At 48.8% G+C, this 14508-nt stretch carries 10 protein-coding genes; 5 read left to right on the top strand and 5 right to left on the bottom strand.

The genetic code is table 11. The annotated features are described in order from the left end of the window. Nucleotides 1–107: 107 nt before the first annotated feature. The 5 genes from cimA (at nucleotide 108) to RDU59_10775 (ending at nucleotide 5489) form a co-directional block, all read left to right on the top strand. A complete protein-coding gene (gene cimA, locus RDU59_10795; GenBank protein ID MDQ7838962.1) occupies nucleotides 108–1697 on the top strand; it encodes a citramalate synthase in 1590 nt (529 codons plus the stop codon). Nucleotides 1698–1827: 130 nt separating this feature from the next. After that, entirely contained in the window at nucleotides 1828–2412 is a 585-nt protein-coding gene (locus RDU59_10790) for a helix-hairpin-helix domain-containing protein (GenBank protein ID MDQ7838961.1), read from the top strand. 296 nt (nucleotides 2413–2708) lie between these two features. Further along, entirely contained in the window at nucleotides 2709–3470 is a 762-nt protein-coding gene (locus tag RDU59_10785) for a PEP-CTERM sorting domain-containing protein (GenBank protein ID MDQ7838960.1), read from the top strand. A 250-nt stretch (nucleotides 3471–3720) separates the two neighbouring features. After that, nucleotides 3721–4539: a C39 family peptidase gene (locus tag RDU59_10780; GenBank protein MDQ7838959.1), complete on the top strand. Its 819-nt coding sequence runs from the start codon at nucleotides 3721–3723 to the stop codon at nucleotides 4537–4539. 215 nt (nucleotides 4540–4754) lie between these two features. Next, the gene (locus tag RDU59_10775) at nucleotides 4755–5489 is read left to right on the top strand and encodes a PEP-CTERM sorting domain-containing protein (protein ID MDQ7838958.1); all 735 of its coding nucleotides are present in this window, start codon (nucleotides 4755–4757) and stop codon (nucleotides 5487–5489) included. A 2-nt stretch (nucleotides 5490–5491) separates the two neighbouring features. On the opposite strand, the gene RDU59_10770 is transcribed toward RDU59_10775, so the two are convergent. From RDU59_10770 to RDU59_10750, 5 genes are all read right to left on the bottom strand, one after another. Beyond that, the gene (locus RDU59_10770) at nucleotides 5492–7273 is read right to left on the bottom strand and encodes an aldehyde ferredoxin oxidoreductase family protein (GenBank protein ID MDQ7838957.1); all 1782 of its coding nucleotides are present in this window, start codon (nucleotides 7271–7273) and stop codon (nucleotides 5492–5494) included. Nucleotides 7274–7886: 613 nt separating this feature from the next. After that, nucleotides 7887–10853 carry a tetratricopeptide repeat protein gene (locus RDU59_10765; GenBank protein MDQ7838956.1) on the bottom strand — a complete coding sequence of 989 codons (2967 nt, stop codon included), beginning with the start codon at nucleotides 10851–10853 and terminating at the stop codon, nucleotides 7887–7889. Further along, the gene (locus RDU59_10760; protein MDQ7838955.1) at nucleotides 10850–11704 is read right to left on the bottom strand and encodes an ABC transporter permease; all 855 of its coding nucleotides are present in this window, start codon (nucleotides 11702–11704) and stop codon (nucleotides 10850–10852) included. Before RDU59_10760 ends, RDU59_10765 begins: the two co-directional genes overlap by 4 nt. 3 nt (nucleotides 11705–11707) lie before the next feature. Continuing rightward, entirely contained in the window at nucleotides 11708–12682 is a 975-nt protein-coding gene (locus RDU59_10755; protein ID MDQ7838954.1) for an ABC transporter permease, read from the bottom strand. Between the two features lie 117 nt (nucleotides 12683–12799). Further along, entirely contained in the window at nucleotides 12800–14476 is a 1677-nt protein-coding gene (locus RDU59_10750) for a peptide-binding protein (GenBank protein MDQ7838953.1), read from the bottom strand. Between the last annotated feature and the right edge of the window lie 32 nt (nucleotides 14477–14508).

The raw sequence follows: 14508 nt of genomic DNA, 5'->3' as shown, positions 1-14508 counted from the left end.
TTTCTCCTCCCTTTGAAAAAGGGAGGTTGGGAGGGATTTAAGAATACTTTTTCAACCAGCTAAACTGATTCGAATTTCGAAATTCGAATTTTTAAGAGGTATCAAGAATGCGACGTATGGAAATCTATGATACTACATTAAGAGACGGCACCCAGGCCGAAGATTTTAACGTTTCGGTCGAAGACAAGGTACGGATTTCTCTAAAGCTCGATGAATTAGGTATCCACTATATCGAGGGTGGGTGGCCCGGGTCAAACCCCAAGGACGTACAGTTCTTTAAGGAAATAAGAAATTACGCCCTTTCCTCGGCCAGGATTACGGCCTTTGGCAGCACCCATAATCCGCGTAACACACCGGAACAAGATGTTAACCTGCGCGCCCTTGTAGAGGCACAGACAGAGGTTATTACTATCTTTGGCAAGACCTGGGATGTCCACGTCCGTGATGCCCTCCGTATCAGCCTGGAGCGCAACCTGGAGATAATCCGTGACTCCGTGGCTTATCTCCGTCCCCATGTGAAGAAGCTTTTTTACGATGCCGAACATTTCTTTGACGGATTTAAGGCCCAGCCGGATTATGCCCTGGCCACGCTGAGGCAGGCCGTCTCTGCCGGTGTGGACTGCCTTGTCCTCTGTGATACCAATGGCGGGACGCTGCCCCAGGAAGTGGCCAAGATCATTAATAAAGTAAAAAAAGAATTTAAAAATGTCTCCTTTGGCATTCATACCCACAACGATAGCGGATTGGCGGTGGCTAATTCCCTGGTTGCCGCGGAGCTGGGGGCTTCTCAGGTACAGGGGACGATGAACGGCTATGGTGAACGCTGCGGGAACGCCAACCTGTGTACGATCGTTCCCACCCTGATGCTGAAAATGAAGATACCATGCATCACAGATGAGCAGCTCACCAGGCTCAGTGAGATATCGCGGTTTATAACGGAAATTGCCAACCTGCCCCACAACAAATATCAACCCTATGTAGGGGCCAGCGCCTTTGCTCACAAGGGAGGCATCCACGTAAGCGCCGTGCAGAGAAATCCGGAGACCTATGAACACATCCGTCCGGAAAAGGTGGGAAATATACAGCGGATACTTATATCCGACCTCTCCGGAAAGAGCAATATCCTCCATAAGGCTATGCGGTACGGCCTGGACCTCGAAAGTCGTGATCCGGTTGTACTGGAGATATTGAAGCAACTCAAGGAACTGGAAAATCAGGGATATCAGTTTGAAGGAGCCGAGGCCTCCTTTGAACTCTTGATGCAAAGGGCCCTCGGTACGCAGAAAAAATATTTCGATCTTCTTGGGTTCCGAGTCATTGACCAGAAATCAAAAGAAGACGATGAGGCGCAGGCGGAAGCAACCATCATGCTTGGAGTCGGCGGGAAGGTCGAGCATACGGCCGCCATCGGCAATGGGCCGGTAAACGCCCTGGACAATGCCATCCGTAAGGCCCTGGAAAAGTTTTATCCGGAACTCAAGGAAATTCACCTCGATGACTATAAGGTACGCGTCATCCCTGATAAGACCGGCACCGGCGCCCGGGTGAGAGTGCTTATCGAAAGCAGCGACAGGGAAGATACCTGGGGCACGGTGGGCGTTTCCACAGACATCATCGAGGCCAGTTGGCAGGCCCTCGTGGATGGCATTAATTATAAGCTCCTTAAAGACAGCAAAAAGAAAAAGGGGTTAAATTAATTAGTGTTCATCCGGAAACTACCGTTTCCGGATTCACGCTTTCAGCCATCAGCCGTCAGCTCTCAGCAAAAAATCAAGACAACCAGCATCTTAAGCTGAACGCTGAGCGCTGATAGCTGACCGCCATATAATGAAACCCCCAATAATCATGACCAGATACGAGCAACAGGCCGTCCTCTTACTAGCCGTCGTCCTGCTCGGTGTCTGTCTTTACCTCTCTTATGGCAGAACTCCCGGGTCAGCCTCACCTACAGAGTCATTTCCCACCCAGGGTCTAAAATACGTCCGAGTCATGGGTGGAGTACGATCCCCCGGCCTCTACACTTTCTACTTACAACCATCAGTCAAAGAAGTAATTGAAAGGGCCGGCGGGTTGAAACGAAATCCCTCGCACTCCCCTGTCCTCCTGTCACAGAAAGTGCCTACCGGTACAAAGCTTCTGGTTACCCCTAAACCGGAGGGGACAAATGAGATTAAAATTATCCCCATGACCAATCCCGAACGCCTTCTCCTGGACATATCAATGCCTTTAAACACGGCCACGGAACAGAATCTGGAACTAATCCCCGGCATCGGGCCGCAACTTGCCCGGCGCATCATTATCTTCCGCGAACAAAATGGACCGTACAAAGACATTGCTGATCTTATGAATGTCGAGGGGATCGGGGAAAAGAAACTAAAAGAAATAGCACCCTATGTAATTGTAGAAAATTGAACCCCCTTTTTCCTAATTTTGGGTCAATACCTGTAAAAATGTGAAAAGTTTTACACACAGTGGAAATGAAGTTCTCACAATTGGTATTTCATTTCCACTTCTTAATTGATTGACGGCCTGTACCAGATTTTCCCATTTATTATAACTAATTGACAACATTATATTTATTATATTCCGGGGTCATTTTAAATACGTTGGCATAAAAGTTGCTATTTTTTGTTTGAGCAAAAAGTGCTAGTAACAATTACCCTTGCCATATGGCATGTGGGCATTGCATTACATCTCAGGAGAACAGTATGAAAAAGCGGTTGGCTTTGCTTGTTTTATTGATTATTTTTGTCTCGTCACAGGCTGTTGCGATAGAGATTCCCTTTAGCGATACTTCTTACTATTGGCCTACATGGAACAATGGAACGGCTGATGACTATAAGGACACCATTGGAATACCAAGTTTTACCGGAGGTAAGGTATCTATATCAAGTAATGGTTATCTTGAAAACATTTGCTTTAATTATAAGGCAGATAATTATCTGAGTATTTGGAATGTGTTGAAACCGAGTGACCTTTTTATTGATATTGGAGCGGATAATACCTGGAACTATCTGGTGAAGACAAATGGGCAAAAAACAGCAGGCGATTACGGTCTTTTCTCTATTAATCTTTCCTCGATAAAGGGTAATAATGACTCATCCTATATACTTTCGGGTAATGACAATACAGGTACTTGGTCTGGTTACTATATCAGGGACAGTCACCCAATTGCGATTAATGTAGGCACCTCCACTACTGCACAAACCACCCATTTTTCAGGTTGGCAAATCCCCGGGGCAACAGGCACTGAAGTCACCTCTTTTTTTGACTTCTCAGATTACCCAATATACCTTGGTTCAGATGACTTCATTATCAGCTGGACCGTGAATTGTTCCAACGATGTAGTCTATGAAAGGTTTACGGGAGGTGGCACTCCGGTTCCTGAACCGGCTACCATGGCCCTTTTGGGCTCCGGGCTGATAGGCTTGGCCGCTTTCGGCAGAAAAAAATTTTCTAAAAAGAAATAGGGGGCCAATATAATATTTGACGCTGCTATCCTGTGGTTCTAAGTAAGGTTTTTTCATCTCAGCCGCGGGCCTAGTCACATATCTTCCATCGCATCTTTCAAACCCTTATGATGCCGTCGATCAATTCTTGCATCCACAAACCCACTGTGCTATAAGATATCCCAATCGTCACAGGAAGGGATACCTCCTTTATTAACAAACTTCTCGTCTAAACCGATATAATAGAGGTATCCAATCCAGGGAGGGAAGGATGTTATTCATTCGTAAGTTTTTACTTATAACGATAAGCTTCTTTCTGGTAGAAACAGCGGCATTATGGCTGATGAATATACCTCCTGCTGCTGCCTTACCGGTGACTCTCTCAAATGTCCCGGCCTACAATTGGTACCACGGCTGTGGGCCTACTGCCGCCGCCTCTGTTATCGGCTACTGGGACCTCCACGGCTATGACAATTTATTTGATGCCAGCGGATGGGATAGCGTCTGTCTAACCGCGAATGTCCAAGACCATATTTCCAGTCCGGCACACAATGAAAAGTATGATCCGACGCCGGATAATTCCGATTTACCTGAACCGCCCGACACCAGTGTCGCTGACTTCTTTCATACCTCGGAAGATCCTCTTGGCTACGGTTGGAGTTACCAGTCTTTCGCTGACGACGCTTTTACCGGATTCGCCGACTATCGTGGATATACTTTTGATGCCTGGTACGAGCCATATAATAGCAATTCCACATGGGACAGTTTGATTGCTGAAATCGATGCCGGACGGCCTCTGATGTTCCTGGTCGATACTGACGGCAACGGGGGTACGGACCACTTCGTACCGGTATTGGGATACGACCCGGATAATTTTTGCTATGGACTGTATACTACCTGGAACGAAGATGAAACCCTTGTATGGAAACCATTTCTTGAACTTGGTAACCCGTGGGGAGTGGGATACGCCACGTTTATCCAACCTCTCGATCCTCCAGATGTAACGATCCCCGAGCCTTCAGCCATACTTCTCTTAGCCAGCGGCTTGATTGGCCTCGTAATAAGAAAATGGACAACTCATCGCTCCTAATTTACTAAGTTAAACCTCACAGTACATAAACAAGGTGAAAATAAATTACTAAAAGAAGAAAAACTTTTCTCCTTAAGTGGTAAACTTTTTCCACTTTTTATAAAGACTCATTTAAGCATATGTTATAAAAACAATAAGTTAAAACTATGGCATAAGATTTGCTTTTCTTGGAATAAGCTATCATAAAGGGCTTATATTGACGGAGAGAAATGAGGATGAAAACTTTAAAAAGTTTTTTTATATTCGTATGGATGGTTCCCGTTGCGCTGGTGAGTTTAGCTTTATCTCCGATACCTGTCCTGGCGCTGCCATTGACGATTGGACTTGATACCGAGTTCTCCGGCGCACAGGCTCCTTCTTCCCCATTCACTCCATGGCTCACTGCGACTTTTATAGATAACACTGATGGTACGGTTGTATTGAAGATGGAGGCTACGAATCTGACTGGATCAGAATTTGTAAGTGATTGGTATCTCAATCTAGATCCCAATCTTGCTGTCACTTCCTTAACCTTTACTTACGATACATATTACTCTAGCGTCCAGGCAACCTCGTTTTTGACCGGAAGTAACGCCTTTAAGGCAGATGGAGACGGGTATTTTGATATCAAATTCTCTTTTGATACAGCAAGCGTATCTACTCGATTCGGTGAGGATGATTATTCGGTTTACGTAATTTCAGGTATCCCAGGACTTACCGCTTCATCCTTCAATTTTTATAGTGCTCCAGGAGGCGGCAACGGTAGCTATAGATCAGCAGCCCATGTCCAGGGCATTGATGATCCAAATTCCCCAGGCATAGACACTGATGGAAGTGGCTGGATCGGAGATGGAGATACAGGTGGTGGAAATCCTCCGGTTCCTGAACCCGCTACGATGCTTCTCGTCGGCTCCGGTTTGGTTGGTCTGGCAGGAATCAGGCGAAAAAAGTTCTTTAAAAAAATATCGTGATCTCACCGGGTCAGTCTCTCTATCCCTAATTTCTCAAGTGTCTCCTTTTTGGGAATACCATTATTGTCCCAGTCGCGCAGTTCATAGTATCTATTCAGACACTGCTCTTTATCTTCCTCACTAACAAACGCCTTACAGCCTTTGGCCACTCCAGAAGGCAGGGGTTCATTCATGGCCCTGGCCGGGAGGCTATCGTCCTTGCGCGTTATCCCCTCCCCGCAATTAACGCTTCGAATAAGGGTGAATATCCGATTGCCTATCTCCTGAATCTTCTCTTTATTTAATCCCAAACCCGTTGCCGCCTTAAAATAATCAAGGCACATCTCGTGTGAGACAGTGTACAGGGCAAAAGCACATATTATGTAGTTATCTCTGGCGGTAGTCTCGTTTTGGGCCTCCACCAGCTCCTTGACAACCTCCATGGCCGGTTTATTAGGTGGACTATGCTCCGCAAGGCCATCGCGTAAGTGGCTGGCCCCGATATCAGCGGTCATATAGGCCAGCCCCTGGCCTAACTGTCCCCGTGTATTCCAGGCCGGCATCTCAAGACCTTTCACATGCATGGCAAAATCACGAGAACCGTGTCCCCACATCCCGGCTAATCTTTTGGCGCCCAAGCCCAACTGCCCGCCTATGCCCCTGCGATAAGCAATCTCCTCAATCAACGACAAAAGCCTCGTTTCATCGCCGAACTTGATCTTTTCTTTTATTATCCCTTTTTCCGAACATTCCATGGCAAAGGCGATGACATTGCCGGTCGAAATCGTATCCAGGCCGTAAAGATCACATAGCTCATTGGCCTTAATCACGGTCTCATATCTTTTCAGGCCGCAGTTTGCCCCCAGCATGGCCAGGGTCTCATACTCCGGCCGGTCTTTACCTTGAGAGGTAAGAATACCGCCACAGGCAATCGGACAGGGACAACAGGGGTTGAATTTAACCTTATTCTCCCGATGGATGGTCTCCCCATCCAGTCCCTCATAGTATTCCCACTCACCTTTTTGAAAATTGAGGACCGGTAAGCGGTCTTTCCTGTGGGAATATTCCAATACTGATGAGGTACCGTAAAGATAAAGGCCGGCGTTATCTTTACGCCTCTGTGCCACGGCCTGCACAGCCCTTCGATTTAATTCCTTTATCTTTTTAGCATCATGAACCGGGATAGCCAGCGTACCGTTTACCGCTACGGCCTTAAGGTTCTTCGCCCCAAAGACCGCCCCTGCTCCCCCCCGGCCCGCGGCGCGGCGCCTGTCACTGATCAGACAGGAGAAAAGCGCCCCGTTTTCTCCGGCCACGCCTATGGAAACTACCTTCGTATCCTCGCCTTCCGCTGACCTTATGATCTTTTCTGTTTCAGCCGTGGTCCTTCCCCATAGATGCGCAGCATCCTTTATCTGGGCCCGCCCATTGGTTATGCAGATATATACAGGCTTTTTTGTTTTGCCTTCGATAATCGCCAGATCAAAACCGCAGTATTTGAGACCGGGGCCAAACAGCCCCCCGCTATAGCTATCCAGAAATATGCCGGTAAGGGGAGACTTGGTAATAACCGCGAAACGGCCACTGGATAGAATTTCCGTACCCTGAAAAGGCCCTGTAGCCAGGACAATCCTGTTTTCAGGAGAAAGGGGGTCGATGCCCTTTTTAAGGCCTTTTATAAAGTAGTAGGCTCCGATACCCTTGGCGCCAAGGTATTTGGTGATAATCTCCTCAGGTATCTCTTCTGTCTCGGTTTTCCCACTGGTAAGATTTATCCTAAGAAGCTTCTTCCAATAACCAGCCATTTCGTCCCGTCCTGCCCTGCTAAAAATCAATCCAGTTTTCATCCGGAAACTACTGTTTCCGGCTTCACGCTTTCAGCCATCAGCTGTCAGCAAAAGAGTAGGACAAACATTATGTTAAGCTGAATGCTGATAGCTGAGTGCTGACTGCTCCATCCGGAAAACTTGGTTTTCCGGATGAAAACCAATTCATTTCTTATTTCTGCGGCCCGCAGAGTGAGGTTTTTTGGTTGCTCAGGTAGGACAACCGAAGGAGGTTGGCGGCTTTAGGCGAGGCACTACCCACTTAAACAGCGCCACAAAAAAGGCTATGACCAGTATTATAATCAGCACATCTTCCATGTCGTCTCCATTTCATTACCACCCTAATAATGTACCCCAAAACAGTTCCTGTCAAGTTTGATGATTTTATAAAAAGTCAAAATTACCGCAGAGGCCGCCGAGAACGCCGAGATAACATATTGAATAGGTTACATGTTTTCTCTGCGGGCTCTGCGTGCTCAGCGGTGAGAGGGCTTTTTTACGAATTGATCAAGTTTATGTACTTATCGTTTTGCGGTCATCCCTACACACGTAGGAACAGTAATAACATATGGAGATGTGACCCCGGCAATCTCTACCTCCGGGGAATAATGCTGAAGATCCTCCCTTTATCGTGCGCTTTTTTTTGAATCAGGTAATCTCCATACAGGTCCAGGCGGACTCGCTCCATGCCGAGGAGGAGTTTTTGCGGGAACCTTTTCTTTTCAATCTCGCGGGAAATTTTTTCATACAACCAATAGACAGAGCCCTTAGGTCTTTTGGAAAGAAAGCGAACCAGCTTATCCTTTATCTCCTGGTCCTCTTCGTTCTCCGCTAGTTGTTTAAGCTTCTCTTCAATTACGTCATCGACATGAGGGATAAGGAGCGTTTTCAAAAGGACCAAGGCCTCATCGCCACGCCCCCAATCAAAAAACAGTTGTATCTTTTCGCCCTGGTAAAGGGCATTATTGGGATCGATGGCCAGGAGCTTATCATACCGGGCCAGGGCCTTAGAAAAGGCAAACTTCCGGGCGTAAAGCCGGGCCAGCTTGAGCACCCCCCCCTCATTATCCGAATATTTCTCCACCCAGTCTTCATATTCCTTCAGTGCTCTATCCACATCCACATGCTCCAGGGCCTGGGCCAAGAACCATCCGGCCAGGAAGTGTTCGGGATTGTTCTCTTTGATCCCTTGGTACAGGGCCACCTTCTCCGGCCAGTCAAGGAGTTCACTTTTAAAGAAATCATCATTCCAAAAGATATCAGGACGGCGCCGGCATAGCCCTTCGATCTCCAGGCCAATAGTCTCAAAATATATGCCGTCCCCGGTTTCGACCAGAGATTTTCTGAGTCCGGTTAATGCCAGCGCTGAGTATGGCCTTTCCTGTAACGCCGCATTATAAACGGCCACGGCCTGCGGAAATCGTTCGCTTCTATAGTAATTTTCGGCCAGCCCGGTCCGCGCCTCTCCGGCCGTATCGCCCCTGCTAAACATTGATTGATAAATACCCGCGGCCTCGTCCCATTTTTTGCGCCCCATGAGTATTCGAGCCAGTAGAAGATGATCCCCGTCGCTGCCGCTGTGAGAGGCAAGATAACTCCTTAGAAGTTCCTCAGCCGCTTTGTACTCATTATCTCTCAGATGGAGAAGGGCCAGGCCTCGAACCCCCGCCGCCGAACCCGGATCTTTTAAGATCATCTTCCGATATTCCGCCCGGACATAATCCGCACGTCCTTCATCAATGTAAAGCTCTGCCAGTCCGCCGCAGGCGGCTTCAAGGTCAGGACAGCGTTTTAAAATGTCTGAATACATCGTCCGACTCTTATAGTAGTTACCGGAGAGCCTTGCCAGACGAGCGAGGCCAAGCAGGACCTCCTGGGAGTCGGGATTTTCGGCCAACAGACGGGCATAACACTTACCGGCCTCTTCATAATCCTTCAGGCCCTCGTAAGTGCGGGCCAGACCGAACTTTGCATCCTTATCATCGGGATAGGCAGACAGTATCTTTTTATATGCATCCAGGGCTAAATCCAGCTCACCCCTCCTCTCATTTGTTTTTGCCAGTCCTTTCAGTGCCTCTAGGTTCTTACCATCATCTGCCAGAACAGAGCGAAATAATTTTTGGGCGGCAACCGTCCGGGCCTGTTCAATAAGGAGATGGGACAAGGCCAGCTTTGCCGATGTCAGTTCAGGATAAACCTCAATCGCCGTCTGCCAGGCCCGGGTGGCCTCACCTATCCTACCCAATGTCTGTAGTATTGTGGCCCTCTTCACCAGGGCCTCTTTATTCTTAGGCTCCAGGGATAAAACATCCTCAAGGGGCTTAAGGGCCTTTTCCTGTTCACCCATTTTCAGCCATATATCAGCCAGATCAATTTTAAGGCCTGTTTTTTGGGGGTACTCCTGGCTTAGTTTCTCATATATGGCAGAGGCCTCTGTATATTCTTTGGTCTTCAGGTAAATCCCGGCCAGTTCTTTAAGGGCCTCTTCGTCCTTTGGGGCAAGGGACAGGTAGGTCTTATACTGTTCTATAGCTGCCGGGTATTGTCCGCCGGCAGAAAGGGCTTGAGCAAGTACAACCATCCCCTCTCTGTGTTTCGGTTCAATCTTTAACAGGGCCTGGAGGCTGACTGCGGCATCCTTGTAAAGCCCGAGTTCACTTTCAATCTGCCCTATCTTAAAAAGGAGCTTACTGTCATTTCGATTTTTGGCCAGCGCCTCTTTCAGATGAGGCAGCGCCTCTTTCTTCTTCTCTTTCTTAAGATAAAGCTGGGCAATCTTATCATGGCCCGCCAGATTATCCGGATAAGTTTTCAGAAATCCGGCAAGCACATCTATGGCCTCTGTCTCACGACCAGCGCTTATAAGAGAGTCCACATAACGGTGAATAAAAACCGGGTCGTTGCCTTTAAGGCCGATCAGCCTTTGGTAATAGGCTACGGCTTCGCCGTATTTTCCCAGGTTATCCAGACAGATAGCCATCTTATAAATCAGATCCACGTCTCGGGGGTTTAAACTCAATGCCTTAAGTAGATAATTAGATGCCTCTGAATAGCTTTTTAGCTTAAGATAAGCCTCTCCCAGACCCTTCAAGGCGGAAAAATTCGCGGATTCCTTTAAAAGTATCTGTTCGTAAAGTTTGACGGCCCTTTTTTCATTCTCGTGGGCAGCCAAAAGTTCGGCCAGAGGAAGCATGGCATCGGTGCGGTCAGGCTTTGACTCTAAAAAAATCTCCAGGGCCTCTATGGCCTCTGTATCTTTCCCCATATATCTCAATATCTGGGCCATCTCAAAACGGGCGTCATCCAGGTTAGGCTTGATCTCCAATACTTCCCTGTACAGAACCAGGGCTACGTCATATTTCTTCTGACGGGTAAATTTACGCGCCAGATCCCATTTGCTTTTCCATCGCGGCGCATCTTCCTGTTTCATAATTATTCTTGTGCCGGGGACCGCAGGCGGAGAAGCGGTCTTATTACCCGACACCTTGTCGGCTGCCGTTACATCCGCAACCCCCATCAGGAAAAACCAGATTAGGAGGACACAACCCTTTCTTATCATCCTCTTCCTTCCCTCAGTCGTGGATCGATAGCATCTCTTATACCTTCACCAAGGAGGTTATAGCCAAGCACAGTAATAAGTATAGCCATACCCGGATAAAAAGAAAGCCACCAGGCTACTTCAATACTGTCCTTGCCCGCGGTAAGGATATTACCCCAACTCGGCGTGGGCGGCTGGACACCAATACCCAAAAAACTCAGGGCAGATTCGGTCAGTATGGCCGCAGCTACGCCCAGAGTGGCAGCGACCAGTACCGGAGCCATGGCATTCGGTATAATATGCCTCCATATTATACGGGTATGGCTGGCTCCTAAGGCCCGGGCCGCCAGGACATAGTCCCTCTCCTTTATGGACAGTATCTCCGCCCTAATCAAACGGGCCATTCCCATCCACCCCGTTGCCCCGATGACCACCATGATATTCCAGATACTGGGCTCAAGCAAGGCCACGACCGCCAGGATCAAAAAAAACGTCGGGAAACAGAGCATGATATCCACAAAACGCATAATAACCGTATCCACATAACCGCCGTAGTAACCGGCCATAGCCCCTAAAAAGACACCGATAACCATAGCGATACCCACGGCTACAAACCCTACCATAAGGGAGATGCGCCCTCCCCATATAATCCGGCTGAGGACATCGCGGCCCAACTGATCAGTGCCAAGGAGATGTTCATAACCGGGTGGTTCCATGATAGATTTGATATCAATATAGCTTGGATCGTAGGGAGAAAGTACAGGGGCCGCCAGAGAAACGATAAAAAGAAGCCATACAACCCCCGCCCCTATTAACCCCAGGCGATGACGTCTGAAGCGCTGCCAGAATTCTTTAACTAAGGCCCTTGTCATTACTTATCGCACCCGTATCCGTGGATCAACCAGGGCATAAGAGATATCCGCTACCAGGTTGCCAATAAGAGTCAGAACCGCTCCGATGACCAGCTCACCCATGACTACCGGATAGTCTCTGGCCATGACCGCCCCGTAAAATAGCTGTCCCATGCCTGGAATGGCAAATATCGATTCAAAGATGACGCTGCCGCCGATGAGGCCGGGGATAGACAAGCCCAGAACAGTCACCACCGGAAGCAAGGCATTGCGCAGGGCGTGTTTATAGATAACCACCCGTTCAGGCAGGCCTTTAGCCCTGGCCGTAAGGATATAATCCTGCCGTATTACCTCCAGCATGTTGGACCGCATATAGCGCGAAAGGCCGGCTAACCCGCCGAACGCCGAAAGCAGGACCGGGAGAATGAGATGCCTGCCCAAGTCAACCGTTTTACCCCAGAAACCAAGGTATTCATAGTTCAGGGACTTGATACCGGATATAGGCAGCCAGTCCAGATGTACGCCAAAAACGAGCATCAAAAGCAGCGCCAGCCAGAAGGTCGGAGCGGCAAACCCTATAAAGACAAAAAGCGTGGTGGCCTTGTCAAAAAGAGAATACCGGTGAACCGCCGAGAGTATCCCGATGGGTATGGCCACAACTAAGATAAGAACCAGAGAGAGGATGTTAATAAAGAGGGTAACCGGCAACCTCTCCATGATCTTCTCCTGTACCGGCCGGTTGTCAGACGAAAAAGACCGGCCAAAGTCAAATCGCACCAGCCTCTTCAGCCAGTCAAAATACTGTATAGGGAGGGGCTTATCCAGGCCGTAGATGGCGTTGAGGCGGGCCCGGGCCTCCAGAGAGACCTTGGGCTGCATCATGGTCTGCATCTCCGTGGGCGCACCAGGGGCAAGATGCAGGACGGCAAAGGAGATCACGGTTATCCCCAGAAAGATTGGGATCATTAGAAATAATCTTTTCAGGATATAAGTAGCCATTATTTATGAGCTATCGGCTATGAGCCATGCGCCATCATTTGTAACCGTTCACCGTTATCAGTTCACCGTTGCCCGTGAAAAGGGAGAAAAACGTCTTCTTCGGTGAACGGTCAACGGTCAACGGTTACTATCATTCATTTTATATCTCTGCTCCGTCTTTGGCACATACCACTTAATCAGGTTATAGGTTATACCCGCGGCAGCGGGTTCAATGCCCTTAACCCGGGCCTGAACCACGGGAAGGGCGTCCGGGACATAGAGAAACACATAAGGCGCTTCCTCGGCCAGTATCTCCTGAATACGCCAGTAAATCTTTCTGCGTTCCTCTTGGTCAAAAGTGCGCCTGCCCTTTTCCAGCAAGGCATCTACCTCTGTATTTCTATAAGAGATGAAGTTTAACTCGCCGGGTCTTGTCTTGGAAGAGTGCCAGACGTCGTATATATCGGGGTCCTGGCTTATTGTCCATCCCAGAATGGTGGCCTCAAATGCCTTTTTCTCAATAAATTCCTTGATAAAGGCCGCCCATTCAATAATCCGGATCTTAACATCAATGCCGACCTCTTTCAGCCGGCGCTGGATGATCTCTGCCGTCCGGGCACGGGTATCATTCCCCTGATTGGTAATGATGGTGAAACGAAATGGTATCCCACCCTTGTCCAATATGCCGTCACCATTCGTATCCCGCCACCCCGCTTCTTGTAGAAGTTCCCGCGCCTTGACGGGGTTATAGGGATATTGCTTTACATTGGGATTACAGGCCCAGGTGCCGGGTTTATACGGACCTGTGGCCTCCTGCCCCAGACCGAGGAGGACCCCTTCGATAAGCTCTCCGCGATTGATGGCATAGGAAATGGCCTGCCTCACCCGCCTGTCCCTGAACTTTTCATCTTCGAGATTAAAACCCAGATAGGTATAGGCAAAGGCCGGATAGCGGTACTTGTTAAAGTTCTCTTTAAACTTTCGATACTCGGTCTGCCGGGCATATTGAAGTGGGCTAAGGCCCATGTTATCTATACCTCCGGCCTTAAGCTCCATAAACATGGTGGCGGAATCGGGGATAATCCGGTAGATATACCGATCGATATAGGGACGGCCCTCAAAGTAATCAGGGTTATAGGTGAGGACCACCTTTTCCCCGGCCTTCCATTCCTTGAAGATAAAGGGGCCTGTGCCGACGGGATGGCGCGCCAGAGGGCTCTTCATGATATCCCTTCCCTCCAGAAGATGTCCGGGCAGAATAGAAATACCCCAACTGGCCAGGGCCGGGGCAAAGGGCTTTTTATAGGTAACCCGGAAGGTATAAGGGTCCGTCGCCTCCGCCCTTTCCACCTGCAGGAAGTCTTCGGCATAGGCGGTTGGAGTATGTGGATCGACCATAGTCTTATAGGTAAATAAGACGTCTGCGGCGGTAAAAGGTTGACCGTCATGCCACCTTACCCCCTTTCGCAGATGAAAGGTAATGACCAACCCGGATTTTGAGACCTTAAACGATTCGGCCAGATCACCCACCAGCTTCAGGTCTTTGTCATATTTCACGAGGCCGTTGTATATGAGGCCGGCCACCTCATGAGAAGAACTATCGGAAGCAAGGATCGGAATTAAGTTTGAAGGCTCGCCGATAGACCCGGTGATCAGGGTGTCGCCATAGCAGGGCGGTCCGGCTGCTGCCGGACGTTCCAGGGATTTACCGCTGTCTTCCGGCCGGGAACAGGCCGGACAAGATATGAGGGCAAGAACCCCCCAGACCAGGAGCATGCGGCCGCTGATTTCCCATATCTTTGCCGGCGTTTTCATATCCAGAGACGTATTATACGGCAAACATTCCC

Source organism: Thermodesulfobacteriota bacterium, assembly GCA_031082315.1.
GTDB lineage: Bacteria > Desulfobacterota > QYQD01 > QYQD01 > QYQD01 > QYQD01.
This window is presented reverse-complemented; position numbering and strand designations above follow the sequence as displayed.